22 protein-coding genes and 1 pseudogene are annotated in these 26,517 nt (G+C 63.4%); 15 read left to right on the top strand and 8 right to left on the bottom strand.

Translation table 11 applies throughout. The features are described 5' to 3' along the window. Positions 1 to 987: an FkbO/Hyg5 family chorismatase gene (locus QCE73_RS18145; RefSeq protein WP_309882783.1), complete on the top strand. Its 987-nt coding sequence runs from the start codon at positions 1 to 3 to the stop codon at positions 985 to 987. Here QCE73_RS18145 and QCE73_RS18140 read toward each other — a convergent pair. Next, a complete protein-coding gene (locus QCE73_RS18140) occupies positions 979 to 1,848 on the bottom strand; it encodes a LysR substrate-binding domain-containing protein (protein WP_309882781.1) in 870 nt (289 codons plus the stop codon). The two genes, QCE73_RS18145 and QCE73_RS18140, sit on opposite strands and share 9 nt — an antisense overlap. A gap of 86 nt (positions 1,849 to 1,934) precedes the next feature. Here QCE73_RS18140 and QCE73_RS18135 point away from each other — a divergent pair, with 86 nt between their 5' ends. Next, positions 1,935 to 2,843: a DMT family transporter gene (locus QCE73_RS18135; protein ID WP_309882779.1), complete on the top strand. Its 909-nt coding sequence runs from the start codon at positions 1,935 to 1,937 to the stop codon at positions 2,841 to 2,843. Positions 2,844 to 2,867: 24 nt separating this feature from the next. Here the strand turns inward: QCE73_RS18135 and QCE73_RS18130 are convergent, their stop codons facing one another. Further along, positions 2,868 to 3,773: a LysR family transcriptional regulator gene (locus tag QCE73_RS18130; protein ID WP_309882777.1), complete on the bottom strand. Its 906-nt coding sequence runs from the start codon at positions 3,771 to 3,773 to the stop codon at positions 2,868 to 2,870. A 113-nt stretch (positions 3,774 to 3,886) separates the two neighbouring features. On the opposite strand from QCE73_RS18130, the pseudogene QCE73_RS18125 reads away from it, so the two are divergent. From QCE73_RS18125 to QCE73_RS18090, 8 genes and pseudogenes are all read left to right on the top strand, one after another. Next, positions 3,887 to 5,610: pseudogene (locus tag QCE73_RS18125) on the top strand (enoyl-CoA hydratase-related protein). A gap of 38 nt (positions 5,611 to 5,648) precedes the next feature. After that, a complete protein-coding gene (locus tag QCE73_RS18120; RefSeq protein WP_309882775.1) occupies positions 5,649 to 6,827 on the top strand; it encodes an acyl-CoA dehydrogenase family protein in 1,179 nt (392 codons plus the stop codon). 12 nt (positions 6,828 to 6,839) lie between these two features. Then, positions 6,840 to 7,979 (top strand): acyl-CoA dehydrogenase family protein, encoded by a 1,140-nt coding sequence (locus QCE73_RS18115; protein WP_309882772.1) that lies wholly within the window; start codon positions 6,840 to 6,842, stop codon positions 7,977 to 7,979. Positions 7,980 to 8,014: 35 nt separating this feature from the next. Continuing rightward, the gene (locus QCE73_RS18110; protein WP_404989790.1) at positions 8,015 to 8,764 is read left to right on the top strand and encodes an electron transfer flavoprotein subunit beta/FixA family protein; all 750 of its coding nucleotides are present in this window, start codon (positions 8,015 to 8,017) and stop codon (positions 8,762 to 8,764) included. Further along, positions 8,764 to 9,699 (top strand): FAD-binding protein, encoded by a 936-nt coding sequence (locus tag QCE73_RS18105; RefSeq protein ID WP_309882769.1) that lies wholly within the window; start codon positions 8,764 to 8,766, stop codon positions 9,697 to 9,699. Before QCE73_RS18110 ends, QCE73_RS18105 begins: the two co-directional genes overlap by 1 nt. Positions 9,700 to 9,712: 13 nt before the next feature. Continuing rightward, positions 9,713 to 9,967: a hypothetical protein gene (locus QCE73_RS18100; RefSeq protein WP_309882767.1), complete on the top strand. Its 255-nt coding sequence runs from the start codon at positions 9,713 to 9,715 to the stop codon at positions 9,965 to 9,967. A 151-nt stretch (positions 9,968 to 10,118) separates the two neighbouring features. Further along, positions 10,119 to 11,642 carry a diguanylate cyclase gene (locus QCE73_RS18095; protein ID WP_309882765.1) on the top strand — a complete coding sequence of 508 codons (1,524 nt, stop codon included), beginning with the start codon at positions 10,119 to 10,121 and terminating at the stop codon, positions 11,640 to 11,642. Between the two features lie 113 nt (positions 11,643 to 11,755). Next, complete coding sequence (locus QCE73_RS18090; RefSeq protein WP_309882764.1) at positions 11,756 to 13,408, top strand: response regulator; 1,653 nt, start codon at positions 11,756 to 11,758, stop codon at positions 13,406 to 13,408. Positions 13,409 to 13,418: 10 nt separating this feature from the next. On the opposite strand, the gene QCE73_RS18085 is transcribed toward QCE73_RS18090, so the two are convergent. Continuing rightward, positions 13,419 to 14,366, bottom strand: a complete 948-nt coding sequence (locus QCE73_RS18085; protein WP_309882762.1) for an amino acid ABC transporter substrate-binding protein — start codon at positions 14,364 to 14,366, stop codon at positions 13,419 to 13,421. Positions 14,367 to 14,378: 12 nt separating this feature from the next. Next, a complete protein-coding gene (locus QCE73_RS18080; protein ID WP_035503884.1) occupies positions 14,379 to 15,683 on the bottom strand; it encodes a dicarboxylate/amino acid:cation symporter in 1,305 nt (434 codons plus the stop codon). A gap of 296 nt (positions 15,684 to 15,979) precedes the next feature. Here QCE73_RS18080 and QCE73_RS18075 point away from each other — a divergent pair, with 296 nt between their 5' ends. After that, entirely contained in the window at positions 15,980 to 17,641 is a 1,662-nt protein-coding gene (locus QCE73_RS18075; RefSeq protein ID WP_309882760.1) for an FAD-dependent oxidoreductase, read from the top strand. After that, positions 17,638 to 19,041: an ATP-binding protein gene (locus QCE73_RS18070; RefSeq protein ID WP_309882758.1), complete on the top strand. Its 1,404-nt coding sequence runs from the start codon at positions 17,638 to 17,640 to the stop codon at positions 19,039 to 19,041. The genes QCE73_RS18075 and QCE73_RS18070 overlap by 4 nt, the downstream gene beginning before the upstream one ends. Positions 19,042 to 19,046: 5 nt before the next feature. Here QCE73_RS18070 and QCE73_RS18065 read toward each other — a convergent pair whose 3' ends face one another. Further along, a complete protein-coding gene (locus QCE73_RS18065) occupies positions 19,047 to 20,579 on the bottom strand; it encodes an NADH-quinone oxidoreductase subunit M (RefSeq protein ID WP_309882756.1) in 1,533 nt (510 codons plus the stop codon). A gap of 350 nt (positions 20,580 to 20,929) precedes the next feature. Here QCE73_RS18065 and QCE73_RS18060 point away from each other — a divergent pair, with 350 nt between their 5' ends. Then, the gene (locus QCE73_RS18060) at positions 20,930 to 21,178 is read left to right on the top strand and encodes an adhesin (RefSeq protein ID WP_309882755.1); all 249 of its coding nucleotides are present in this window, start codon (positions 20,930 to 20,932) and stop codon (positions 21,176 to 21,178) included. A gap of 17 nt (positions 21,179 to 21,195) precedes the next feature. Here the strand turns inward: QCE73_RS18060 and QCE73_RS18055 are convergent, their stop codons facing one another. Further along, on the bottom strand, positions 21,196 to 22,548 hold the full coding sequence (locus tag QCE73_RS18055) for an NAD(P)/FAD-dependent oxidoreductase (RefSeq protein ID WP_309882754.1): 1,353 nt from the start codon (positions 22,546 to 22,548) through the stop codon (positions 21,196 to 21,198). Between the two features lie 110 nt (positions 22,549 to 22,658). On the opposite strand from QCE73_RS18055, the gene QCE73_RS18050 reads away from it, so the two are divergent. Next, the gene (locus tag QCE73_RS18050) at positions 22,659 to 23,660 is read left to right on the top strand and encodes a LysR family transcriptional regulator (protein WP_309882752.1); all 1,002 of its coding nucleotides are present in this window, start codon (positions 22,659 to 22,661) and stop codon (positions 23,658 to 23,660) included. 82 nt (positions 23,661 to 23,742) lie between these two features. Here QCE73_RS18050 and QCE73_RS18045 read toward each other — a convergent pair whose 3' ends face one another. Both QCE73_RS18045 and QCE73_RS18040 read right to left on the bottom strand, forming a co-directional pair. Further along, positions 23,743 to 24,159: a DUF4279 domain-containing protein gene (locus QCE73_RS18045; RefSeq protein ID WP_309882750.1), complete on the bottom strand. Its 417-nt coding sequence runs from the start codon at positions 24,157 to 24,159 to the stop codon at positions 23,743 to 23,745. 11 nt (positions 24,160 to 24,170) lie between these two features. After that, on the bottom strand, positions 24,171 to 24,944 hold the full coding sequence (locus tag QCE73_RS18040; RefSeq protein ID WP_309882748.1) for a hypothetical protein: 774 nt from the start codon (positions 24,942 to 24,944) through the stop codon (positions 24,171 to 24,173). 482 nt (positions 24,945 to 25,426) lie between these two features. Between QCE73_RS18040 and QCE73_RS18035 the strand changes: the two genes are divergently transcribed. After that, positions 25,427 to 26,476, top strand: a complete 1,050-nt coding sequence (locus QCE73_RS18035; RefSeq protein WP_309882747.1) for a DUF475 domain-containing protein — start codon at positions 25,427 to 25,429, stop codon at positions 26,474 to 26,476. The last annotated feature ends 41 nt before the right edge of the window (positions 26,477 to 26,517 follow it).

Genomic DNA, 26,517 nt, shown 5'->3' with positions numbered 1-26,517 from the left:
ATGACCGCGACGATCGCGTCCCGCTTCATCGCCGCCGACGCGCCATGTGGCAACGACGTACTCGCTCGCATCGTCTTCGGCGATACGAGCGGCGCGCCGTGCATCGAGAACGGCGTGCCCACGCTGCGCCTCAGGATGTGCGATGACGCGCGCGACGGCTTCGCCGAAATCTGGACGAGCGCCGGACCGATCCGCAGCGGCAGCTTCAACGATCTCGTCTTCGCGCACGACGACGAGTTCCTGTTTTGCGCGGGCTTCATCCCCGTTTCCGACCGCTACACCGAAGCCACGCGCGAGGCCTACGGCGATGCGTTCGCGCTCGTTGGCGAACTGGCGTTCCCGAAGATTTTCCGCATGTGGAACTTCATTCCGCACATCAACGGCGCGAATCAGGAAGGGCTCGAGGTGTATCGCGATTTCTGCCGTGGGCGCGCTGTCGCATTCGAGCAGGACTATGCTCACGCGTCGGGCATGCCGGCGGCGACGGGCATCGGTACATGGGGCGATGGCGTCGGCTTCCATTTTCTGGCGTGCCGCGAGAGTCCGATGCGGCATATCGAGAACTCGCGACAGACACCCGCTTACGAATATCCGCAGCGTTACGGTCCGAAATCGCCGAGCTTCGCGCGCGGCACGCAATTGGGCGACACGCTCTTCGTATCCGGCACGGCCAGCATTCTCGGACACGAGACCGTGCACGAAGGCGATCTCGACAAGCAGTGGAGCGTGGCGACCGGCAATATCGCGCACCTGATCGGCGCGGAGAATCTGCAAGCGCAGGGTTCGCGAGGCGGATATACGCTGCGCGAACTCGACCAGATCAAGGTGTACTACCGGCATGCGGCGGATCTGCCGCGCGTGATGAAGCTGGCGCAGGCCACGTTTCATCCGGACGCGAGCGTTCGCTATCTGAAGGTCGATATTTGCCGCAGCGATCTGCTCGTCGAGATCGAGGGCATCGCGTCACATCGGCATCGCTCAGACTGACGCGGATTGCCGCAGCGTCTTCACGAGCAGGCTGTGCAGACTATCGACGGCTTTGGAGCCGCGCGAATCGCGGCTGCGGTACACGGCGACTTCCATCGGTTCGAGCGGCCCGAGACCTTCTTCGCGGCCCAGAATCCGCAGATGTTCGGGCGCGCTGCATTGCGTCAGTGCCGCCACGGCCAGGCCGCTTTCCACTGCGGCGATCTGTCCGGCGAGACTCGAACTGTTATAGACCACCTTGTATCGGCGTCCTTGTTGCGCGAGCGAATGAATCGCACTGCGCCGCGCGAGGCTCGTGCTTTCGTAGACGGCGATCGGCAACGGATCGCGCCGCCATAACTCGAACTGCGCGGCGCCGACCCAGACCAACGGCTCATGAAAGAGCGACGTGCCACGCCGGCCGTGGTCGCGCGACACGAGCGCGATGTCGAGCTCGCCATTCGCGACACGCGGAATGAGCGACGTCGATTGTTCGCAGATCAGCTCGATTTCGACGCCGCTGTGGCGCGGCGCAAAGCGTTTGAGCACGGGCGTCAGATACTTTGCGGCGTAGTCGTCGGGCACGCCGAGCCGCACGCGGCCGGTGAGTTGCTCGCCCTGTAGCGCGATCTGAGCTTCGGCGTGCAGATCGAGGATGCGCCGCGCATAGCCGAGCAGCGTCTGTCCGTCGTGAGTCAGCGCGAGCGTGCGCGAGCCGCGCTCGACGAGCCGCAGCCCCAGCGCGCTTTCGAGTTTCTTCAACTGCATGCTCACCGCCGATTGCGAGCGGTGCACTTCACTGGCCGCGCTCGACAGCGACCCCGCGTCGACGACGGCGACGAAGCACTTGAGCCAGTCGGTTTGCAGATCGTGATGTTTCATCGGCTTAAAGTCGCTTTCGAAAATCGAATGGATGAAGTTCGAATTATGCGCTTTTCGTTCGATGCGTCGCGGCACACACTGCGGTCATGAACACCAACTCATCCTCTTTCGTTGCGCAGGGCGAGGCTCGACGCACGGCAGGCGCGTGGCCGTTTATCGCCGGCTGCGCGCTGCTCGGCACGATCGGCGTGTTTCTGCACGAGGCCAAAGCCGATCCGCTGACCGCGACGTGGTTTCGCTGCGCATTCGGCCTGTTGGGCATGAGCGCGTGGGTGATCGCTCGGCGGCAAACCCGCGCTCTGTTTCTCACGCGAGCCAACGGTCCGTGGGTGCTGGCGGCCAGCGTGCTGATGGTCCTGAGCTGGGCCTTGTTCTTCGGCGCGGTCGAGCGGATATCGGCGGGCGTCGCGATCGTGCTGTTCCATGTGCAGCCGATGTGGGTACTGTTATTCGCCGCGTTGTGGCTGAAAGAGGCGATCGGCGGGCAGCGCGTCGCTGCGGTTTCGCTTGCGATGTGCGGGCTCGTGCTGGCGACGGGCATCGTCGAGCACGCGGCGGGCGGCGCGCTTCAGCCGGGATACTGGCTGGGCGTTGCCGCGTGTCTGGCGGGCTCGCTGTGCATGGCGTGCGTGACCATCATCGCGAAACGTCTGCGCGACATGCCCGCCGGCATTCTCGCGTGGTGGCAGTGCGCTGTCGGCACGATGCTGCTGTGGCTCTGGCCGACGCAGCATGGCTGGCCCGCGTGGGGCATGTCGTGGGCGTGGCTGGCGGGCCTCGGGCTGATCCACACGGGCCTCGCGTACACGCTGATGTATATCGGCATGGCGCGGCTCGATACGGCGCGCATCGCGGTGTTTCAGTTCGTCTATCCGGCGGTGGCGATCGTCATCGACTGGCTGGTTTTCGACGAGCGTCTGAGCGGCGTGCAGATGGCGGGGATTGCGTTGATGTCGGTGGCGATATGGTTCGCGGAGCGGGGGCGGCATGGGTGACGGGGCACCATGCGAACGCTTCCTTCAAAGCCGCCCGCGTCCCGCCTTCCGCGACCGATCCAGCATGAACTCGATAAACGCCAGCGTCGCGCGCGTGTGATGCCGGTTCGGCATATACAGCATGTACATATGCGTGCCGAAGATGCTGAGCCGCCATTCATCCAACGCCGTGACGACCTCGCCGCGCCGCATGTCTTCCGCCACGACGTAATCCGGCACGATTCCGACACCCAGGCCCGCGAGAATCGCATCGCGCAGAAACAGAAAGTTCTCCGAGATCACGCTCGGCTCCAGCAGCACTTCGTGACGTTCGTCGTCGAGATAGGCGGCGACGCGCGTCTGCTTGCCGACCACCGACGCGGTGATCACCGGCACGACGCCCAGCTCTTCGAGCCGCGTCGGCATGCCGTGCGCCTCCGCATAACCGGACGATGCGCACGCGACGTAGCGCACCGGCCCCATGTCGCGCGCGACGAGACTCGGCGGCGGCTCCGGCATCACGCGCACGGCGATGTCGACTTCATCGCGCAGCAGATCCTCGACGCGATTCTCGAACATCACGTCGAGCACGATATCCGGATACTCGCGCTTGAACGCGATCAGCCATTCCGACATCACGAGTTGCCCGTAGCCGCTCGGCACCGATAGCCGCACGCGCCCCTGTAGCCGTTGCCCCAATGTCGACACCGATTCCTGCGCCGCGAGCAGCGCGTTCCGGATCGACCTGCCATGCTCGTAGAGTTCGAGGCCGAGTTCGGTCGCCTCGACGCGGCGCGTGGTCCGCCGCACGAGCTGCAGGCCGACGGACTTTTCAAGCTGATTCAGGTGATAGCTGACATTGGCGCGGCTCATTTTCAGGCGTCGCGCCGCTTCGCTGAGATTGCCCGCATCGAGGATTTCGACCAGCAGCGTGAGTTCGTTGACGTCCACGGTACGTCCGATTGTCAAATGCGATTTGACAGTCTGTCAACGGTCGCTGTAATTGTCAAGGAAGCTTGTCCCCGCGAGAATGCTTGCACATACTCAAACCGGAGTCGCCATCCATGACGCTTTCGAGCGCGCCCGAAACCGTAGCTGTCCAGCACGCATTGCGTGGCAGCGTCCTCGTCGTGACGATCGATCACGCGCCCGTCAACGCGCTCAATGCCGACGTGCGGCGCGGCCTCATCGATGCGATCGAAACCGCCGACGCGAACGCCGCCGTGCGCGCGGTGCTGATCGTGGGCGCGGGCCGCAACTTCATCGCCGGCGCGGATATCCGCGAGTTCGGCAAGCCCGCGGTGCCGCCCTCGCTGCCCGAGGTGTGCAATCGCATCGAGGCTTGCAGCAAGCCGGTCGTCGCGGCGATTCACGGCGCGGCGCTCGGCGGCGGGCTGGAGGTCGCGCTGGCGTCGCATTACCGGATCGCCGTCGAGGGCGCGAAGCTCGGTCTGCCCGAAGTGCAACTGGGCCTTTTGCCCGGCGCGGGCGGCACGCAGCGCTCGGCGCGTCTGATCGGCGCGCAGGCGGCGTTGTCGCTGATGCTGAGCGGCCGTCATGCCGGCGCGCAGGAAGCGTTGCGCCTCGGTCTCGTCGATCGCGTCGGCCAGAGCGATGACGTATTCGCCGAAGGCCTCGCCTACACGCACGAACTGATCGCGACGCACGCCGCGCCGCGCCGCACGAAGAACGCGCACGGTCTCGTGGACAAGGAAGCCAGCGCCGCCGCGATCGCCGCCGCGCGCGCCGACACGCAGAAGAAATCGCGGGGGTTGTTGTCGCCGCTGAAGATCGTCGACTGCGTGGAAGCGGCCTTGAATCTGCCGTTCGACGAAGGCCTGCGGTTCGAGCGCGAGCGATTCCTCGAATGCCGTGAAAGCCCGCAGCGCGCCGGGCTCGTGCATGCCTTTTTCGCCGAGCGCGAGGCGCAGAAGTCGCCCGAAACGCGCGATGCGAAACCGCGTGCGATTCGCGTAGTCGGCGTGATCGGCGGCGGGACGATGGGCGCGGGCATCGCGGTGGCGCTGCTGGACGCGGGTCTTGCGGTGACGATGATCGAACGCGACGGCGCATCGCTCGAACGCGGCCGCGCGCATGTCGAAAAGGTCTACGACGGCCTGATCGCGAAAGGCCGCATGACACGCGAAACGAAGGCGGGCGCGTTGCAGCGCTTCAAAGGCGACACGACCTACGATGCGACGAGGCCGTGCGCGACTTCGGTTTTCCGATGGGACCGTATCAGGTCATCGATCTCGCCGGCGGCGATATCGGCTGGGCCGCACGCAAGCGCCGCGCCGCGACGCGCGATCCGAATGCGCGCTACGTGCGCATCGGCGACGAGCTATGCGAGCGCGGCTGGTTCGGCCAGAAGACGGGACGCGGCTTCTATCGCTACGAAGACGGCGCGCGTACCGGCACGCCGGATGCGGAAGTCGAAGCGATCATCGACGCCGAGCGCGTGCGTGCGGGCGTCAAGCCGCGCACGTTCGACGACGAGCAGATCGTGCGCCGCTACATGGCCGCGATGATCAACGAAGGCGCGAATATCGTGCATGAAGGTATCGCGCAGCGTCCGCTCGATGTCGACGCCACGTTGATGCACGGCTTCGGCTTTCCGCGTTATCGCGGCGGCCCGATGCATTACGCCGATAGCGTCGGCCTCGATAACGTCCTCGCCGATATCCGCGAATTCGCGAAGGAAGATCCGCTCTTCTGGCGCGCGTCGCCATTGATCGTCGATCTGGTCGCGCGCGGCAAGAACTTCGCGAGCCTCAATCAGGCGGCCTGAGCCGTGGGCTTCGTCAAACTCATCATGGAACCGCAGTCATGGATCTGAAATTCACCGCAGACGAAGAGGCGTTTCGCACGGAAGTGCTGGACTTCCTGCTCACGTCCTTGCCGGAAGACATCGCGCAAAAAGTGCATACGGGCAAGCGCCTCACGCGTGACGACATGGCGCAATGGCACGGCATTCTCAACGCGAAGGGCTGGCTCGCGAATCACTGGCCGAAAGAATACGGCGGACCCGGCTGGACCGCGATACAGAAGTTCATCTTCGAGAACGAATGCGCGATTGCGGGCGCGCCGCGTATCGTGCCCTTCGGCGTGAACATGCTCGGGCCGGTGCTCATCAAGTACGGCAGCGAAGCGCAAAAGCGTCACTGGCTGCCGCGCATTCTCGATGGCTCCGACTGGTGGTGTCAGGGTTATTCGGAACCGGGCGCGGGCTCGGATCTGGCGTCGGTGCGCACGACAGCCGTGCGCACGATCGAGAACGGCGAGACGTATTACATCGTCAATGGACAGAAGACGTGGACCACGCTCGCGCACTACGCGAACATGATCTTCTGCCTCGTGCGCACGGCGCAGGATGTGCGCAAGCAGGAAGGCATCAGTTTCCTGTTGATCGACATGAACACGCCGGGCGTCGAAGTGCGTCCGATCATCACGCTCGATGGCGAGCACGAAGTCAATGAAGTGTTCTTCACCGATGTGCGCGTGCCTGCCGCCAATCTCGTCGGCGAGGAGAACAAGGGCTGGACCTATGCGAAGTATCTGCTGACGTACGAGCGCACGAACATCGCGGGCGTGGGCTTCTCGGTGGCGGCGCTGGGCCGGCTCAAGGCGGCGGCGAGCAAGCTGCAAGGCAATGGCCGCGCGCTCATCGACGATCCGTTATTCGCCGCGCGGCTCGCGCGTGTCGAGATCGATCTGGAGAACATGAAGACGACGAATCTGCGCGTGCTCGCGGCGGTTGCGGGCGGCGGCGTGCCGGGCGCGGAAAGCTCGATGCTCAAGATTCGCGGCACGGAAATTCGTCAGGAGATTTCGTCGCTGATGCGTCGCGCGATGGGTCCGTATGCGCAGCAATTCATCGAAGACGATTGCGACGATGAAGCGTCCAACGCGGCGGCGCAGTACTTCAACAATCGCAAGCTGTCGATCTTCGGCGGCTCCAACGAAATACAGAAGAACATCATCTCGAAGATGATGCTCGGGCTTTAAAGGAGTCGCACGATGAATTTCCAGCACACGGAAGACCGGCGGATGCTCGCGGATTCGCTGAACCGCTTCATCGCCGAGCAATATCGGTTCGATGCGCGAGACAGGATCGCGCGTTCCGAAGAAGGATATAGCCGCGATATGTGGCTGCGGTTTTGCGAGCTCGGCATCATCGGCGCCTTCTTCGATGAAGCGGCCGGCGGCTTCGGCGGCGATGGCTTCGATGTGAGCATCGTATTCGAGGCGCTTGGGCGAGGGCTCGTCGTCGAACCGTTTCTCGATGCGCTGATCGTCGGACGTGCGCTCGCATATGCCGGCAGCGATATGCAGCGCGAGATCATCGCCAAGATGATCGAAGGCGCGACGATCGCCGCGTTCGCGCACGACGAACCCGGCTCGCACTACGAACGTGCACGCGTGAGCACACGCGCCACGCGGCTCGGCGACGGCTGGGTGCTGAACGGCGCGAAGGGCGTCGTGCAGCAGGGCGAACATGCGGATGTGTTGCTCGTGTCGGCGCGCACATCGGGCGGCGATCATGACGAAGCGGGCATTTCGCTCTTCGTGGTGCCGCGCGATGCAGCGGGCGTCGATGTGCGCGGCTATCGCAAGATCGATGGCGGACGGGCCGCCGAGGTGTCGCTCGATAACGTCAGACTCGAAGCCGATGCCCTCGTCGGTACGGAAGGCGATGGCTACGCGGTGCTCACGCATGCGCTCGGCTATGGACTCGTCGCGCTCGTGTCGGAAGCGGTCGGCGCGATGGATGTCGCGAAGGAACACACGCTCGAATATCTGCGCACGCGTAAGCAGTTCGGCGTGCCCATCGGCGCGTTTCAGGCGCTGCAGCATCGCATGGCCGATGTTCTGCTCGAAATCGAGCAGGCGCGCTCGGCGGCGATCAATGCGGCGGCGGCGGTCGGTGAATCGGGCATTGCGCGTGAACGCGCCTTGTCGGCGGCGAAGTATTCGATCGGGCGCATCGGCGCGCGCGTCGCGGAAGAGTCCATTCAGATGCATGGCGGGATCGGTATGACGTGGGAGCTGCCGCTCGCTCATTACGCGAAGCGGCTCGTGATGATCGATCATCAACTGGGCGATGAAGATCATCATCTCGCTCGATGTATCGAACTTGGGCGCGCTTCGCTGGCTTGAGCGCGCGTCAGGCAAAAACGAACCGGGAGATGGATTTGAAGATACTTGTGCCTGTAAAGCGTGTGGTCGATTACAACGTGAAGGTCCGGGTGAAGTCGGATAACACGGGCGTCGATATCGCCAACGTGAAGATGTCGATGAATCCGTTCGATGAAATCGCTGTCGAAGAAGCGGTGCGGTTGAAGGAAGCGGGCGTTGCGACGGAAGTTATCGCGGTGTCGTGCGGCGTGACGCAGTGTCAGGAGACGTTGCGTACCGCGCTGGCCATCGGCGCGGATCGTGCTGTGCTGGTGGAAACGTCGGAGGACTTGCAGCCTTTGGCCGTCGCGAAGTTGTTGAAGGCGCTCGTCGATCAGGAGAAGCCTGATTTGATCATCCTCGGCAAGCAGGCTATCGACGACGATTCGAATCAGACCGGTCAGATGCTTGCGGCGCTCGCTGGCTTGCCGCAGGCGACGTTCGCATCGAAGGTCGTAGTCGCGGATGGCAAGGCGACTGTTTCGCGTGAAGTCGATGGCGGCGCGGAAACGCTTTCTTTGAAGCTTCCCGCTGTGGTCACCACCGACCTACGCCTGAACGAACCGCGCTATGTGACGCTGCCGAACATCATGAAGGCGAAGAAGAAGCCTTTGACGACGGTGAAGCCCGCCGATCTGGGCGTCGACGTTACGCCGCGTCTGAAGACATTGAAAGTTGTCGAGCCGCCGAAGCGCAGCGCGGGCATTACGGTGCCGGACGTGAAGACGCTGGTCGAGAAACTGAAGAACGAAGCGAAGGTAATCTGATGACGACTTTAGTTATTGCGGAACACGATAACGCGTCGATCAAGGCAGCGACGTTGAACACGATTGCGGCTGCGTTGAAGATCGGCGGCGATGTGCATGTGCTTATCGCAGGTTCGAACGCGCAGCGCGCGGCGGATGCGGCGGCGAAGATCGCGGGCGTCGCAAAGGTGCTGCTCGCCGATGCGCCTCAACTCGCCGACGGCCTCGCGGAGAATGTCGAAGGCACGGTGCTGAACATCGCGAAGGACTATTCGCATATCTTCGCGCCGGCAACGGCTTACGGTAAGAACATCGCGCCGCGTATCGCCGCGCATCTCGATGTCGCGCAAATCAGCGATATCACCGCCGTCGATAGCGCCGATACCTTCGAGCGTCCGATCTACGCGGGCAACGCCATTGCGACGGTGCAATCGAGCGATCCGATCAAGGTCATCACCGTTCGCGCGACGGGCTTCGATCCGGTTGCAGCAGACGGCGGCAGTGCTGCGGTTGAAAAGATCGAAGCCGCAGCCGACGCAGGCATCTCGCAGTTCGTGAGCCGTGAAGTGACGAAGCTGGATCGTCCGGAACTGACGAGTGCAAATATCATCGTGTCGGGCGGACGTGGGCTGGGCAGCGGCGAGAACTATACGAAGACGCTTGAACCGCTCGCGGACAAACTCAATGCGGCGCTGGGCGCATCGCGCGCGGCAGTCGATGCCGGCTACGTGCCGAACGATTATCAGGTCGGTCAAACCGGCAAGATCGTCGCGCCGCAACTGTATGTGGCTGTCGGCATCTCGGGCGCGATTCAGCATCTCGCGGGCATGAAGGATTCGAAGGTCATCGTCGCGATCAACAAAGACCCGGAAGCGCCGATCTTCAGCGTGGCCGATTACGGTCTCGTCGGCGATCTCTTCACGGTCGTACCGGAACTCGCGAACGAACTGGCCTGAGGCCACGACAACCATGCTGGCGATCATTGAAGACAAGGTGCGAAGCGACGCGGCCAAGCTCGCCGACAAGGAGGACGCCACGCTCTGGCGCTGGTTCTCCGAACTCTATGACGAAGGGCGAATCCGCTGGTGCCGTTCCGCGCAAGGATGGCTCGTCAGCGTGGATCACAAGCATCTCGCAACGGAACCGGACTTCGACACGGCGATCCGCGTTTCGCGCGAGCGGTATTACAGCGGCAGGCTCAAGCGAGCGGAGGGGCGTCGTTGAGACAGCGTTGGTTTGCATTGCGATGCGTCCAAAATCCCTTCCCCATACCCAAATCAGACAAATAGGAGAGAATAACGACCTGGCTCGCTGACCGAGGACCGTTCAGAGCAAAGAAAAACTCGCGATGCAGGATTCCGGGGACCCCCAAATAGTGGCAACCGAAAAAATCTACAACCCGAGTCTCAACGCGCAGCCGCCGCCGCGCGCGCGAACATCGACGCCGCACGTCATCGTGCTGTGCGGCACGCTCATCGCGCTCGTCATGATGGGGCTTTGCGCGCTGGTTCTGTATCAGGGCAGAGTCGATGCGCTCGATCGCGCACGCGACACGTCGCGCAATCTGGCGCTGCTCGCCGAGCGCGATATCGAGCGTAATTTCGAGTTGTACGAGCTGTCGCTGCAAGCGGTCGTCGAGGGCGTACAGCGCGACGATGTGATCAGCCTGCCGCCCCGCCTGCGCAACGACGTGCTGTTCGACCGGGCCGCGACCGCCCGCGATCTGGGCTCGATCCTCGTGCTCGACGAGACCGGCAAAATCGTCATCGATTCCGGCAGCCTGCCGCCCAGAGCAGGTAACTTTGCCGACCGCCGTTACTTCACGGTGCAGCGCGACAATCCCGACACCGGGCTTTATCTCAGCAGCCCTTACACATCGCGGCTGCGCGGCGGCGCGCCCAGCATCGCGCTCAGCCGCCGGCTGTCGCATCCCGACGGCTCGTTCGCGGGCGTCGCGATGCTCTCCATCAACCTCGAATACTTTCGCAATCTCTTCGCGGGGCTTTCGCTCGGACCGCACGGCGCCGTGTCGTTGATCAATCGCGACGGCGAGATGATCATGCGTCAACCCTTCGACCCGCTCGTGATCGGCCGCGACATCAGCAAGGCCGACACCTTCAGGCACTTCCGCGCGGCCGAGCAGGGCAGTTTCACGGAGACATCGTCGATCGACGGCCGGCGCCGCCTCTACTATTTCCGCAACTTTCCGAGCCTGCCGCTGATCATCATGGTGGCCGAAGGGGAAGAGGACATCTACGCGGCGTGGCGGCGGCGCGCGCTCATCATCGGTTCGACGATGGGCGTGCTCGCGGCCGGCTTCATCGCGTTGTCGTTCGTGCTCGCCGCGCAATTCAGACGGCGCATGCGCGCGGAATCGGAACTGCAATTGCTCGCGCGCACCGATGGACTGACCGGGTTGCACAATCGCCGCACGCTGGGCGAGATTCTCGATCAGGAATGGCGCAGGGCGTGTCGCACGCGCAGTCTCTTTTCCCTGCTGTTCGTCGATATCGATCGCTTCAAGGCGTTCAACGATGCCTACGGCCATCAGGCCGGCGACGACGCGCTCGCCGCCGTCGCGCGCTGCATCGGCGACAACATCCGGCGGCCCGGCGACACCGCGGCGCGCTATGGCGGCGAGGAATTCGTCGTCGTGCTGCCCGACACCCCCGCCGATGGCGCCGCGAAAATCGCGGAGAAGATTCGCGCGGCCATCAGCGATCTGTCGATCGAGCACGCGGGCAGCGAGTTCGGCCGCGTCACGGCGAGCATCGGCCTCGCGAGCTGGCGGCCCGAGCGCAATGACGACGTGAGCGCGCTCATCCGCGCCGCCGACGAGGCGCTCTACGACGCGAAGGCACGCGGCCGCAATCGGGTGATGCTGGCAAGCGCCGCCTGAAACGCCGCGGAAGACTGGACGAAAGTTCGTCGCGCGCACGGACGTTTTTATCGGGTGCGCCGTGTGCTAGGGTTGCCGTAGCTCTCGCCGCGCGATCAACCGTATTTCCTCCGATGACCCAAGTCCCCGATTCCGACGCACATCGTCTCTCCGCCGTGGCGCGCTATCGCGCGCTCTTCAACGCAATCGACGATGGCTTCTGCATCATCGAGTTCTTCGACGGCCCGCATGGACTGCTCAGCGACTATGTTCACGTCGAAGCGAACTCGGGATACGAGCGGCACACGGGCATTCCGGACGTAATGGGCAAAACCCTGCGCGAGATCGATCCGACCGAGGCCGACCACTGGATCGAACTCTACGGCACCGTGCTGCGCACCGGCGTCCCAACCCGATTCGAGCGCTACTTTCTGACAGCGGGACGGCACATCGAGGTGTCGGCGGCGCGCGTCGAACCGGCAAGCCTGCGGCAGGTATCGGTGCTGTTTCGCGATATCTCGGCGCGCAAGCATGCAGAGGAGGAACGCGATCGCGCGGACGCGTCGCTGCGCTCGCTCAATGAAACGCTCGAACAGCGGGTCGCGGAGCGCACGGCGGAGCTGATGCGCGCGGAAGAGCAACTGCGGCAGGCCCAGAAGATGGAAGCCGTCGGCCAGCTCACCGGCGGCCTCGCGCACGACTTCAACAATCTGCTGGCGGGCGTGTCGGGCTCGCTGCAGTTGCTGAGCATCCGGCTGAGCCAGGGACGCATCGCCGAAGTCGACAAGTACGTGGTCGCGGCACAAGGCGCGGTGCGGCGCGCGGCGGCGCTGACGCACCGGCTGCTCGCGTTTTCGCGGCGGCAAACGCTCGATCCGCGGCCCACGGATGTCAACGCGCTCGTGAACGGCATGACCGATCTGATTCAGCGCACGGCCGGGCCGGGCATCAGGGTCGAGGCTGTCGGCGCGGCGGGTCTGTGGCCCGCGCTGGTCGATTCGGGGCAGCTCGAAAACGCGCTCCTGAACCTGTGCCTCAATGCGAGAGACGCGATGCCCGACGGCGGGCGCATCACGATCGAAACCGCCAACAGATGGATCGACCGGCGCGCGGCCCAGACCCACGACATGCCCGAAGGCCAGTTCCTGTCGCTATGCGTGACGGATACCGGAACCGGCATGACCCCCGACGTGATCGCGAAGGCGTTCGATCCGTTCTTCACCACCAAGCCGATCGGCATGGGCACCGGCCTCGGTCTCTCGATGATCTACGGCTTCGCGAGACAATCGGGCGGTCAGGTGCGGATCTATTCGGAAGCCGGGCAGGGCACGACGGTGTGCATCTATCTGCCGCGTTTCTATGGCGGTGTCGATGGCGACGCCGCCGATCACGCCGCGTCGCCCATTTCGGGCGCGGAGGCGGGCGAAACGGTGCTGATCGTCGACGATGAACCGAGCGTGCGCATGCTGATCGTCGATGTCCTCGAAGAGGCCGGCTATCAGGTGATCGAAGCCGCCGACAGCGTGGCGGGCCTGAAGCTGTTGCAGTCGAATGTCAGGATCGATTTGCTCATCAGCGATGTCGGGCTTCCCGGCGGCATGAACGGCCGCCAGATGGCCGATGCCGCGCGGCAGACGCGTCCCGATCTGAAGGTGCTTTTCATCACCGGCTACGCGGAAAACTCGGTGATCGGCAACGGCCGTCTGGAGCCCGGCATGCAGGTGCTGACCAAGCCGTTCGCGATCGAAACGCTCGCCGCGCGCGTGCGCCAGCTCGTGGACGAATAGCGGCGCGCGCTCACTGCGCCTCGCCGCCCGCCATCGTCTCGATGATGCTTTCGAGCTGCGCGCTCATCGGCATGTCGAGGCTCGTGCCCGACGGCAGACGTTGCAGGAACCAGCGCTTGTACTGCCGCTCGATTTCGCCGTCCGCCGCGAGTTCCTGGAACGTGTCCCTCACCACTTGCGCGAGTTGCGGATCGTTCTTGCGATACATGATGCCGTACGGGTCATACGACAGATAATCGCCGACTACCTGATACGCGCCGCCCTTCGCCGCGTTCTCCGCGATGAGGCCGTACAGCAGCACGTCGTCGGTGGCGAATGCATCGGCCTGACCGTTCGCCACGCGCGCGAAGCCTTCCGCGTGGTCCGGCACGACCTGCAACTGAATGCCGAGGCCGAACTTTTTGTCGATGTCGCGCAGCGCCTTTTCGTTGGTGGTGCCTGCCGTCACCGCGACCTTCTTTCCCGCCAGATCGCGAAACGACCGGATCGGCGAGCCTTTTTTGACCATCACCTTGGTGCCGGCCACGAAGAAGATCGGCGAGAAGGCCACGCGCTTTTGGCGCTCGACGTTGCTCGTGGTCGAGCCGCATTCGAGATCGACGCGGCCATCGGCGACTGCATCGATACGATTCTCCGGCGTCACCGGCACCCACTGAATCTTCAGGGTCTTGTGGACCGCGTTGCCGACCGCCGCGACGAGCGCCTTGCACAGTTCGATGGAATAGCCGATCGGCTCCTTGCGCGCATTGAGATAGGAAAACGGCACCGACGATTCGCGATAGCCGAGCGCGATCGTGCCCGTGTCGCGCGCCTTCGCGAGCGTGCCCGACAAGGTTGCGGGCGCGTAGGCGTCGTTGTTCGGCGGCGGCGTCTGCACGTCGTCGGCCGCGCGCGCGACGAAGGCCACGGCGAGCAGGCTGGCCAGAGCCAGCGCCGCCCAGAAGCGCTGCGTCTTCATGGCTCGCCTCCTTCAGACCTGCGCCGGATGCGCCAGCGAGGCTTCCTGTTCGGCTTCGATGCGCGCCGCATTGGCTGCCGCGTCCCGTTCCGACAACAGCTCGCCTTCCCACTTGGCGACCACCGCGCTCGCGATGGAATTGCCGACCGCGTTCGTGGCGGAGCGGCCCATGTCGAGGAAGGTATCCACGCCGAGGATCAGCAGCAGCCCCGCCTCGGGAATGTTGAAGTGATTGAGCGTGGCCGCGATCACGACCAGCGACGCGCGCGGCACGCCGGCCATGCCCTTCGACGTCAGCATCAGGATCAGCAGCATCGTGATCTGCGTGCTGAGCGACAGATGGATGTTGTACGCCTGCGCGATGAAGAGCGTCGCGAAGGTGCAGTACATCATCGAGCCGTCGAGGTTGAACGAGTAGCCCATCGGCATCACGAAGCTGGAGATCTTGCGCTTTACGCCGAAGCGGTCGAGCGCGTCGAGGATCTTCGGATACGCGGCTTCGGAACTCGCGGTCGCGAACGAAAGCATGAACGCTTCCTTGATGAGCGACAGCAGCCTGAAGACGCGGCGCCGCAGAAACGCGAAGCCCGCGAGCACCAGGAGGCCCCACAGCAGAAACAGGCTGAGATAGAAATCCGCCATGAAGACGGCGAACTTCAGCAGGATGGTCAGCCCGTTGACCGCGACGGTGGCCGCCATCGCGGAGAGCACGGCGAGCGGCGCAAGCTTCATCACGTAGCCGGTGATCTTCAGCATCACGTGCGAGAGCTGATCGATCGCGGCGAGCAGGACCTTGCCTTTATCGCCGAGCGCGGCGAGCGCGACGCCGAAGAACATCGAGAAAACGACGATCTGCAGGATCTCGTTATTGGCCATCGCTTCGGCGAACGAGCGCGGCACCATGTGGCCGACGAAGTCCTTCAGCGTGAATTTCGAGGTCGCGAGATTCGCCGATGCGCCGATGTCGGGCAATGGCAAGCCCAGGTTGTCGCCGGGTCTGAGCAGATTCGACATCAGCAGGCCGAGCAGCAGGGAAACGAGGGACGCGGTGATGAACCAGCCCAGCGCCTTGGCGAACACACGCCCGACGGAGGCCGCATCGCCCATGTGCGCGATGCCTACGACCAGCGTGGAAAACACGAGCGGCCCGATCAGCATCTTGATGAGCCGCAGAAAGACGTCCGACACGAGCGCGATGTAGCCGGCGACTTCGGTGGCGGTCTTCTTGTCGGGGAAGCTCGTGTAGATCATGTAGCCGACCCCGATGCCGATGACCATCGCGACCAGGATCCAGACGGCGGCGGAATTCTTCTTCATGTCCAGGCCTCCATTGACTGCATATCGAACGATTGCATTTCAAATTTCGGGTGGAGCAGGCGATGCAAGGCGGGCGTGCGGTCCGCGTATGATCAGATGTTAGCGTGCTTCTCGATCCTTGCCGAGTGCGGCGCGTTTCCACGTTTTGCGGGCGTGGATGCGGACGGCGGCAGGTGCTTATCATAAGCCTTTCGGCGTGATTGGGGACGTGGCTTCGCGTTACGGGTGCTCCTCACCGCAGCGTCTACAATGTCTGCAACGGAAGCCGCGCCGCACGCATGGGCGCACGAACCATCATGGACAAGCCCGTGATACTCGCCGTGGACGACGACCCGATCGTGGCCGGCGCGGTCGCGCGCGATCTGCAGGTCGCCTATGGCGAGCACTATCAGATCGTGCGCATGAATTCGGGTCCGGCGGCATTGGAAGCGGCGCAGCATTTGCGGCTGCAGAATCGTTCCGTGGCGCTGTTCATCGCGGATCAGCGCATGCCGAAGATGAGCGGCATCGAGTTCCTCGAACAGGCCATCGAACTGTTTCCCGAAGCGAAGCGCGTGCTGCTGACCGCTTACGCCGACACCGATGCCGCCATCCGCGCGATCAACACGGTGCATCTCGATCAGTATCTGCTCAAGCCCTGGCATCCGCCCGAGCAGAATTTTTATCCCGCGCTCGACGATCTGCTCGCCGACTGGCACGCGTCCTCGCGCTCGGCGTTTCAGGGCATCAGGATTCTCGATCATCGCTGGTCGCCGCAAGGGCATCAGTTGCGCGACTTCATGGCGCGTAATCACATTCCGTTTCGCTGGTTCGACGTCGAACGGCACGCCGAGGCCGATCCGCTCCTGAACGCGCTCGCTCCCGGTCAGCGTCAGTTGCCCGTGGTCGTGTTCGAGGACGGCACCGTCACGAGCCGCCCGACGATCGCGCAGATCGCCGAGAAAGTCGGACTGCATACGCGCTCGACGACGCCGTTCTATGACCTCGTCATCGTCGGCGGCGGGCCGGCGGGACTGGCGGCGGCCGTGTACGGCGCATCGGAAGGGCTGCATGTCGCGATCATCGAATGCGATGCGCCCGGCGGGCAGGCGGGCACGAGCTCGCACATCGACAACTATCTCGGCTTTCCATCGGGCGTGAGCGGCGCGGACCTGTCGCGGCGCGCGCTCGCACAGGCGCGGCGCTTCGGCGCGGAGATGATCCTCACGCAGCACGCGGTAGGGCTGCGCATCGAGCCGCCGTACAAGTTCGTCCGGCTCTCCGATGGATCGGAAGTGAGCTGTCTCGCGCTGATGGTCGCGAGCGGCGTGTCATACCGCAAGCTCGAAGCACGCGGCGTGCAGGAACTCACCGGCGCCGGCGTGTATTACGGCGCGGCGCTGGTCGAAGCGGTCGCCTGCTCGAATCAGGATCTCTACATCGTGGGCGGCGCGAATTCGGCGGGTCAGGGCGCGATGTTCCTGTCGAAGTACGCGCGCTCGGTGACGATTCTCTGTCGCGGACCATCGCTGAGCGTGGGCATGTCGCATTATCTCGTCGAACAGATTCACGAGACCGAGACGATTCGCGTGCGGCCGCATACCGAAGTCGAGAGCGTGAGCGGCGACGGCCACCTCGCGGAGATCACGTTGCACGACGTGCAGACCGGGCGTTCGGAAACGGTCCCGGCGAGCGGCCTCTTCGTGTTCATCGGTGCGGCGCCGTGCACGGAATGGCTGCGCGGCGTCGTCGAACGCGACGAACACGGTTTTCTGCTGACGGGCCGCGCGCTCGTCAAAGGCGGCCGCGCGCCCGCCGGATGGCAGCCCGGCCGCGATCCGTTCCTGCTCGAAACGAGCGTGCCCGGCATCTTCGCGGCGGGCGACGTGCGCGCCGATTCCGTCAAGCGCGTCGCGGCCGCGGTGGGCGAAGGCTCGATCGCCGTGCACTTCATTCATCAATATCTCGCGAATCCATGAGCGATCCATCGATGCTCTTCGATATGCCGCTCTTCGCCGGGCTCTCCGCCGGGCGCAAGCAATGGCTGCTCGCGAATCTGAGCGAGCTTCATCTGAAGCGCGGCGAGATTCTGATGCGCGAAGGGCAGACGGTCACGCATCATTTCGTCCTGCTCGAAGGCGAGCTGCTGACGGAAAAGCGTGTCGCGGGCCGGCAGGTGATCGACGACACGCGTGCCGCGCCGGTTTCGATCGCGGAGGCGTCGCTGCTCGCGCAGATGCCGCTGCCACTGACCTTCACCGCAAGCACCGACTGCTATCTCGTCTCGCTGACAGAGAGCGTCGTGCGCACGCTGATGAACGAATGCGAGTCCTTCAGCAGCCAGATTTTCCGGTCGATGTACGGCCGCATCAGCGCCTACGACATGTTCATTCTCAGCGGCGAGAAGCTTGCCGCGCTCGGCCGGCTGTCGGCGGGGCTGGCGCACGAGCTGAACAATCCGGCGGCGGCCGTGGCGCGCGCGGCGGACGGCATGCGCGATGCGCTCGACAGCCTGCACCGGGCGACACGCGCGCTCGTCCTCAGCGCGCTGCCCGCCGGCATCATGGATACGCTCGATGAATGGGCGAGCCGCGCGCCGCCCGCCGTCGATGCCACGCCTCAGGGCGCATTGCGGCAAAGCGAAGCCGAAGACCATTTCGCGCAGTGGCTCTCGTCGCACGGACTGGAGAAGCCCTGGCTGATCGCGCCGCGGCTCGTGGCGGCCGGCTTCGCGCCGGACGAACTCGATGCCGTTGCGTCACGCGTGAGCCGCGAGCAATTCGGCGCGGCTATCGGCTGGCTCGCCGCGACGTTCGAAATGCGCTTTCTGTCCGAGCAGACCTGGCTCGGCGCGGGGCGCATCTCGGAAATCGTGAAGGCGATGAAGTCGTACTCCTACATGGATCAGGCGCCGTTGCAGGTGGTCGATATCCACAACGGGATCGAGGATACGTTGACCATCATGCAGCATCGTCTGAAGCATGGCGTCACCGTCACGCGCGACTACGATCGCGCGCTGCCGCCCGTGCCGGTGTACGGCAGCGAGCTGAATCAGGTGTGGACCAATCTGATCGACAACGCCGTCGATGCGATGGACGAAAGCGGCGAACTCACGATCCGCTCGCATCGGGAAGGCAACTGCGCGGTGATCGAAATCTCGGATACCGGACCCGGCATCGCGGAGGATGTCATGCCCCGGCTCTTCGAGCCGTTTTTCACGACCAAGCCTCCCGGAAAGGGCAACGGCCTTGGATTGCACATCGCGTACCGGACCGTGGTACATCGGCATGACGGCAGGCTCACCGTGGTCGCGAACGAAGGCGGGACCACGTTCCAGGTGCGGCTGCCGCTCGTGCATCGGCATGCCGCGCCCGGTTGACGGCGTCAGCCCGGCGTGCGTTCCGATACCGCTTCACGACGCGCGTTGTACGAAGGCGCGCTGGCATCGTCGGGCAATGTGGAGCCCTGCACCGCCGACATCAAGTTCTCGACGGACGGACCCATCGCGTCCGTGAACGTCTTCGGATGTACGCCGATCCCGAGCACCAGCACGGCCATCGCGCCGAACAGCGCGAGTTCGCGTTTGCCGAGATCGCGCAGGCCGGCCACACGCTCGTTCTTCACCGCACCGAAGATCACGCGCTTGACCATCCACAGCGTGTAGGCCGCGCTCAGGATCAGCGACGATGCCGCCGCCGCGCCGATCCAGAAGTTCAGCCGGATGGCGCCCATCAGCACCAGAAATTCGCCGACGAAACACGACGTGCCGGGCAGGCCGACATTGGCCATCGAGAACAGCATCGCGCAGACGGCGAAGCGGGGCATCGTGTTGGCGACGCCGCCGTAGGCATCGATCGAACCGTTTTTCGTGCGCTCGACGAGCACGCCCGTGCACAGCAGCATCGCGCCGGACACGATGCCGTACGACAGCATCTGCACGACCGCGCCTTCGGTGCCCATGCGGTCGAAGGTGAAGAGGCCGAGCGTCACGAGACCCATGTGCGCGACCGCTGAGTAGGCGAGCAGCTTGCGCATGTCCGTCTGTGCGAGCGCGACGAGGCTGCCGTAGATCACGGCGACGAGCGACAGCGCGATCATCGCCGGGGCGAAGAAGTGGGAGGCGTCGGGCACGATCGGCAATACATAGCGCAACATGCCGTAGCCGCCGATCTTGAGCATGCCGAGCAGCACCGCCGCGCCCGTCGGGCCTTCCGAGTTCACGTCGGGGAGCCACGTGTGAACCGGGAACATCGGCACCTTGACCGAGAAAGCCGCGAGGAAACAGACGAAGACGACGATCTGCGGCGTGAAGCCGAGCTTCAGATGACGCCATGCGTCGATATCGAAGGTATGCGCCTGCGTCCAGAGATAGATCAGCGCGGCCAGCATCGCGAGCGAGCCGAGCAGCGAGAAAAAGAAGAAGCGGATGGCCGCATACACGCGCCGCTCGCCGCCCCATGTGCCGATCAGCAGATACAGCGGAATCAGCGACGCCTCGAAGAACACGAAGAACAGCATGCCGTCGAGCGACGCGAACACGCCCTGCATGCAGCCCGAGAGCACGAGAAAGGCGCCGTAGTACTGCGCGACCTGCTTCGTGACCGACTGCCACGACGCGATGAAGATGATGAGCGTCGTCACCGCCGTGAGCACCGTGAACCACAGCGAAATGCCGTCGACGCCCAGATGGTACGAGATGCCGAACTGCGGCAGCCACTCGACGCGCTCGACGAACTGCATCGCGCTCGACGACGCATCGAAACGCGACAGCAGCGGCACGACCGGCAGCAGGCCGAGGATCGCGCCGAACAGCGCGGCGGCGCGCGAGAGCGTGGCCGACGCGCTGAAGGTCAGCACGAAGATGCCCGACACCACGGGAATCCAGATGAGAAAGCTGAGAACGGACGGCAGATGCATAAGCTTGGCTTGAATCAGGCGCAAAGCACGGCCAGCACGCGACGAACGTGCTCGCTGGAAACGCGCGGTGACAGTGGAATGTAAGGCAGGACGAGATGCGCGGAGGTTTGGATCCGGAAGCGCAACCCGAATACGCTGGGGCGTATTCCTAAGGGTTAACGAGCATAACCGAAAAGAAAAGATTTTGGGGAATTGCGGCGTATCAAATTCATTGCGTCGGATGGCGTTGACATTTTTACCGGTGACAGGTCGTGCGGCCGTCGCATCGAATAAATCATACGTTCGGTTCGGGGTTGCCCTGATTTGCCCGGAGCCGGCTGGCCCTTAGCCTAGAACGCAAGGAGACAAGCATGAAAAAAGCTTTCAGGGCCGTCGTGTTCGCGCTCGTCGCATATCTCGTCGCCGATCGCGCGATGCTCCACGCGCAGGGCCGCGATATCGGCGCGGCCTCGTGCGCCCAGAGCGCCGCGCAAGTCGAATTCGATGCGCTGGGCAAGGGTTTCAGTCATGCCGCCGCGAGCAGCCAGCGCGACGCTTTCAGATCGCAATGCCTCGTATCGGGCCACGCGCAGCCCGCCGAGGCAATGGCGATGCGCTAAGCATCCGCGTCGCTGCGTCAGTTCACCTTCACCGTCGGCCGCACGCGTTCGCGAAGCCATTGGCTCGCGGCGTACATCACCGCTCGCTTGACGCCCGTGAGGCCCATGATGTGCCGGCGATACAGATGCCGGTAGCACGAGGCCGCGAACCATCCGTCGATGAAAAGCGGCTGCCGCAGCAGTTCGCTCATCAGCGCGCCCGCCGCCCCCGCGCGTCCGAACGAAATGAGCGTGCCCTGATCGCGATATGAGAAGAGCGGCACGGCGCGATCGTCGAGACGGCGCGCGAGGGCATCGGCGAGATAGACGGCCTGCTGCCACGCGGCCTGCGCGCGCGGCGGCACGAGCGCTTCCCCTTTCGATGCGGCGCACGCGGCGCAGTCGCCCATCGCGTAGATGCCCGAACCCGGTTCGATCTGCAGCGTTCCATCGACGATGACCTGTCCGAGCCGGTTCAGCGGCAAACCGTCGAGCGTGCGCAACACGGGCGGCCCTTCCACGCCCGCGGCCCAGATCGTGATGTCGCTGGCGAGCGTTTCGCCATCCACGGTCGATACGGCATTCGCGTCCACCGCGCGCACCCGGCAGCCGAGCCGAACCTCGACGCCGAGTCCGGCGAGCACGTCCTGAGCGCGCGTCGAGATGCGCTCGGGCAGCGCGGGCAGCACGCGCGGCGCCCCTTCCAGCAGACGAATCCGGATATCGCTGGCCGGATCGAGCGACGCGAGGTGATAGTCGCGCAGCATTTCCGCCGATCCGCGCAGCGCGGCGGCCAGTTCGACGCCGGTCGCGCCACCGCCGATCACGGTTACGGAAACGGGCGTCGCGGCCGCGCCGGGCGTTGCTTGCCGTGCGTGACTCGAACGCAGCAGGCTCGACAGCAGACGCCGCCTGAACGTCTCCGCCTGCTCCACCGTCTCCAGCGTCAACGCGTGCTGTTCCGCGCCGGGAATCGAGAAGAAATTGGTCACGCTGCCGAGCGCGAGCACGAGCGTATCGAATGCGAGCGTTCTTTTCGGCAGGAGCGGACGTCCGTCGATATCGGTCGTCTCGTCGATGACGATCTCGCGGCGGCCACGATCGATGCTCGCGAGCGCGCCCTGCTCGAAGCGGAAGTGATTCCACTTCGCGTGCGCGGCGTAATCGATCTGATGGCTCGACGCATCGATCTGGCCTGAAGCGACTTCGTGCAGGAGCGGCTTCCAGAAGTGCGTCGGGAAACGGTCGATGAGGATCACTTCGGCGCGGCGGCGCTTGCCGACGCCATTGCCGAGACGCGTCGCGAGCTCGAGCCCTGCGGCGCCGCCGCCCACGATAACGATGCGATGGGGCGAATCGACCTGGTGTTGCGCATAAGGATTCAACATCATGGATCTCCCGGAGTGCTGTTGGATGCTTGACGACCTCGTTGGAAAAAATATAAGGTCGCGAAAAAATTTGCGCTATTTAGTATTTATCACCGACCCATAAGTTTTTACTAATGTTAAAGACGACGACCTTCCGGCAATTGCGCACGCTGCAGACCGTTGCGCGCGTGGGCAGCATCTCGGGCGCCGCCGACGAGCTGCATCTCACGCAGCCCGCGGTATCGCTGCAAATTTCGCTGCTGGGCGAGGCGGCGGGCACGCCGCTTTTGCGCAGAGTGGGGCGTGAAGTGCAACTCACGGCCGCGGGCGAGGTGATGGCGCGTTATGCGAACGAGATTCTGAGTCTGTGGAACGAGGCGGGCGAGGAAGTGGCGGCGCTGCGCGGCGAGCTGGGCGGCACGTTGCGCATCGGCGCGATCACGACGGCGGAGTATCTCGTGCCGCCGTTGCTCGTGCGCTTCACGAAAGAACGGCCCGGCGTGAAGCTGCAGTTCCGCATCGGTAATCGCGATGACATCGTGCGCATGCTCGCGACGAATGAAATCGATCTCGCGATCATGGGACGGCAGCCGCGCGAATTGCGCACGAACGCGGCGGCATTCGCGAAGCATCCGATGGCGTTCGTCGCCGCGCCGTCGCATCCGCTCATGCATGCGAAGCGCCTGAGCCTGCCCGATCTCGAATCGGCGAATCTGCTCGTGAGGGAGCGTGGCTCGGGCACGCGCGTCGCGATCGAGGGGCTTTTCAAGGAGGCGGGGTTGAAGCTGCATGCGGCGTCGGAGCTATCGAGCAACGAAGCGATCAAGCAGCTCGTCGAAGCGGGATTGGGCGTCGCGTTTCTTTCGCTGCACGCGTGCGCGCTGGAGATGCAGGCGGGCTTGCTCGCGACGCTTCCCGTGCCATCGACGCCGATCGAGCGGGCGTGGCATGTGGTGCATATGTCGGAGCGGCGTCTGCCTCAGGTCGCCAATGCGTTCAGGGAATTTTTGATGCAGTCGGGAGCGGCGGTGGCGGGGTTGACTGCGCCGCCGGAGATGCATAAGGCGCGTTCGGGGCGGGGGGAGAGGAAGAAGATGGAAGTTGGGGATGGGAGTGGTGCGCGTCGGAAGGTGTGATTGGCATCGAAGATCGAAGCGCGCGCTCGATTCGACACGCAGACGACCTGCGCGACGGCGGCCGCTGAAATCGAGGCTCTTCCTACCGATACTCGTCAATCTCGACGGTTCCGCCCAGCGACTCCATCATGGTGCGGATATCGTCGGGCACATCGGGCACGCGGTCCCCTGCCTCGTTCACCCAATAGCAGAAAAAGCGCACCTTTGCTCCGGCGCTTTCGATATGCGCTTTCAGATCAGATCGCGGCAGTTTCAGAACCCGGACCAGATAACGCAGATGGGGCGCCAACTGATCGCTTCGAACGGCCTTTTCGCTGTCAATGCCCCACACCCCGGTTCGCCGTGCGAACGTGCGGCCTTGTCCTGTCCGGTCCTTGAGCGGCTCTCCCTTTGTTACTGCCACATCTGGCTGTATGCCGAAGTACTGTGTCCACCAATCCGGCGTGACGCGATCGCCTGTAATCGTGAAACTCGCAGACGCAAGCGCGTGATTAGTCATAGTCGCCCCGGTTAATTGCCATAGTCGTGGAAGTTGTCGATGTATTCGCCATCGAGCGACACGTCGCCGTTCGTTTCGAATTCAAGGTCGTCCTTTGGCCCGACGCCGTTGATCCTCTTGAATCTGTGAATCATTTCGCGGAAAGTAGAGCTGTCATAGCCCAGCATTTTCGCCGCGTATCGCTCGTTCGTTGTCCCAGCCAGTTCTTCTGAATCACCATCCGGTATATCGGGCTGATAGTCGAACGGCTGCGCTTCATCAAGCAAAGAGCCGCCCTGGTCGGAGTCACCGAAGCTCTTCAGTATCGCGCCGCTACCGCCGTCGGGTAGCAAGTCGCCGGGCTTTGCGAGCCAAGCCGCCATGCAATCGTCAGCGAAGAGTCGTGGTTGAACCGGGCGGTCATAGTATGAGCCAGTGCGTGCCATGCGCGGGGCGCCCTTGAAGAGCTGCGACGGTGTGAAGGTGGCTACGCGCGGCCTAGGTGCATCGTCGTCGCGTTCGCCATGTAGCCCATTGCTCGACGGATCCGGAATCGCCACGACTTCGCCCAGTTCGAAGGCGCGTTGCACTCTCCAGCGCACATTCGAGGGGTTGGACTCGTCAATGCTCAGAAGTTCTTTCACCTTCGACATGAACGCCTGATCGCGCATCCATTCGAACGAGCCAGCGAGAAACTCTCGACCGCTTTTTTCGGCGCGCTGCTCTTCGGCCCTGTTGGTGAAATGAACGTCGCGCCCCCGACGCAGCGTCAGTGACCGGTTCGTCAGCCGAATTTCTTGGATCAACTTCTTCCTCTCTTTCTGTGTATGAGGGAGGATATTGGTAGCTGCTGCTGGCGAAAACGGTTGAAATCCCAACCAGATAGCGCGAATACGAACGTTTTCAGTACTTCTTATAAACGATCTGAAATTCGATAGTGTCAAAGATGGTCGCTAGTTGCATCGATCCAACGTTCGGGTTCCCGTGCGGAAGTGCAATTTACAAACTCTTTTCTATATGTAACCATCCGCTTAAAATGATGGCGTATAGGTGTTCAGTATAGCTAAAAGATAAACTCGCCAAGCCAAGTCATCGAACAATATCGGCGCGTTAATGTCACAAATTTCCTTAGTTCGCTGCGCATAGTAAAGCCGCTTCATCTGATGCCCAGAGCAGAATTTGAGTGCACGTGCAGATAATGCATAGTTATGCGAACCGAATCGCATAAATAAGAAGTAGCCAACGAGACAACTCGTAGGCTCATAAAAAAACATCCAAGGTATTCCCAATGCGTTACTTTCGTTATTCGATCCTCTTCACTCTAATTTGCCTCATCTCAGGCTTCCTATGGGGAGAGTCATCGACAGGCAATGGCATTGCAGCCGTCGCGCTGGTGTTGTTGCTGGGCGTGATGGAGATCAGCCTGTCGTTCGACAACGCAGTGGTCAATGCGTCGATCCTGAAGGATATGGACCCGAAGTGGCGCCAGCTATTTCTGACCGTCGGCATTCTCGTCGCGGTGTTCGGCATGCGCCTGCTGTTCCCGATTCTCGTCGTCGCCGTGGCAACCGGTCAGGGCCTGCTCAGCGTCGCGCAAATGGCGCTGCAGGCGCCCGATCAGTACTCCGCCTATCTCGCGAGCGCTCACACCGGCATCGCGGCGTTCGGCGGCATCTTTCTCTTTCTGGTCTTCGCGTCGTTTCTTTTCGATGACGAGAAAGAACTTCACTGGCTCGGTGCGATGGAAGCGAAGCTCGCTGGTCTTGGCAAGCTCGGCTCCACGGGCACCATCTTCGCGCTCGCCATCCTCCTGCTGATCCAAGCGTTCTTTCCCCTCGATACGGCGTCGCGCATCTCCGTCATGGTCGGCGGCGTCGGCGGCATCTTCCTGTATGCGCTCGTCGATAGCCTCGGTGTCTTTTTCGAAGACGACGAACAGGCCGACGCCGCAGGCCGCGTCGCGAAGCGTTCGGGCGTCATGGGTTTCCTCTACCTCGAAGTGCTCGATGCATCGTTCTCGTTCGACGGTGTGATCGGCGCGTTCGCCATCACTCGCGATGTGGTGATCATCATGCTCGGTCTCGCGGTCGGCGCCATGTTCGTGCGTTCGCTGACTGTCTATCTGGTCGAGAAAGGCACGCTCGATGAATACGTGTTCCTCGAGCACGGCGCGCACTACGCGATCGGCGCGCTCGCGCTCATCATGCTCGGCAGCATCGTCTGGCACGTCAGCGAAGTGGTGACCGGTTTTATCGGCGTGGCGTTTATCGTGGCGGCCATGGCGTCGTCGCTGATTCACCGTAAGAACAACTCACGTCCGAACGCCGAAGCGAACTGACGCGCTCACCCTTCAACCTCCTCGTTTTTGTCGCAAGGAAG

Origin of the sequence: Caballeronia sp. LZ029 (assembly GCF_031451275.1) — a bacterium.
Classification (GTDB): domain Bacteria; phylum Pseudomonadota; class Gammaproteobacteria; order Burkholderiales; family Burkholderiaceae; genus Caballeronia; species Caballeronia jiangsuensis.
Note: the sequence above shows the minus strand (reverse complement) of the source record. Positions and strands in the feature narration are given on the sequence as shown.

What these genes read in the sequence shown, in the direction of transcription:
- QCE73_RS18080 (WP_035503884.1), bottom strand. Translation starts at nt 15,683, where the DNA reads ATGAAGAAGAATTCCGCCGCCGTCTGGATCCTGGTCGCGATGGTCATC.
- QCE73_RS18105 (WP_309882769.1), top strand. Translation starts at nt 8,764, where the DNA reads ATGACGACTTTAGTTATTGCGGAACACGATAACGCGTCGATCAAGGCA.
- QCE73_RS18060 (WP_309882755.1), top strand. Translation starts at nt 20,930, where the DNA reads ATGAAAAAAGCTTTCAGGGCCGTCGTGTTCGCGCTCGTCGCATATCTC.
- QCE73_RS18075 (WP_309882760.1), top strand. Translation starts at nt 15,980, where the DNA reads ATGGACAAGCCCGTGATACTCGCCGTGGACGACGACCCGATCGTGGCC.
- QCE73_RS18100 (WP_309882767.1), top strand. Translation starts at nt 9,713, where the DNA reads ATGCTGGCGATCATTGAAGACAAGGTGCGAAGCGACGCGGCCAAGCTC.
- QCE73_RS18070 (WP_309882758.1), top strand. Translation starts at nt 17,638, where the DNA reads ATGAGCGATCCATCGATGCTCTTCGATATGCCGCTCTTCGCCGGGCTC.
- QCE73_RS18045 (WP_309882750.1), bottom strand. Translation starts at nt 24,159, where the DNA reads ATGACTAATCACGCGCTTGCGTCTGCGAGTTTCACGATTACAGGCGAT.
- QCE73_RS18050 (WP_309882752.1), top strand. Translation starts at nt 22,659, where the DNA reads ATGTTAAAGACGACGACCTTCCGGCAATTGCGCACGCTGCAGACCGTT.
- QCE73_RS18065 (WP_309882756.1), bottom strand. Translation starts at nt 20,579, where the DNA reads ATGCATCTGCCGTCCGTTCTCAGCTTTCTCATCTGGATTCCCGTGGTG.
- QCE73_RS18055 (WP_309882754.1), bottom strand. Translation starts at nt 22,548, where the DNA reads ATGATGTTGAATCCTTATGCGCAACACCAGGTCGATTCGCCCCATCGC.
- QCE73_RS18135 (WP_309882779.1), top strand. Translation starts at nt 1,935, where the DNA reads ATGAACACCAACTCATCCTCTTTCGTTGCGCAGGGCGAGGCTCGACGC.
- QCE73_RS18090 (WP_309882764.1), top strand. Translation starts at nt 11,756, where the DNA reads ATGACCCAAGTCCCCGATTCCGACGCACATCGTCTCTCCGCCGTGGCG.
- QCE73_RS18120 (WP_309882775.1), top strand. Translation starts at nt 5,649, where the DNA reads ATGGATCTGAAATTCACCGCAGACGAAGAGGCGTTTCGCACGGAAGTG.
- QCE73_RS18085 (WP_309882762.1), bottom strand. Translation starts at nt 14,366, where the DNA reads ATGAAGACGCAGCGCTTCTGGGCGGCGCTGGCTCTGGCCAGCCTGCTC.
- QCE73_RS18140 (WP_309882781.1), bottom strand. Translation starts at nt 1,848, where the DNA reads ATGAAACATCACGATCTGCAAACCGACTGGCTCAAGTGCTTCGTCGCC.
- QCE73_RS18145 (WP_309882783.1), top strand. Translation starts at nt 1, where the DNA reads ATGACCGCGACGATCGCGTCCCGCTTCATCGCCGCCGACGCGCCATGT.
- QCE73_RS18035 (WP_309882747.1), top strand. Translation starts at nt 25,427, where the DNA reads ATGCGTTACTTTCGTTATTCGATCCTCTTCACTCTAATTTGCCTCATC.
- QCE73_RS18115 (WP_309882772.1), top strand. Translation starts at nt 6,840, where the DNA reads ATGAATTTCCAGCACACGGAAGACCGGCGGATGCTCGCGGATTCGCTG.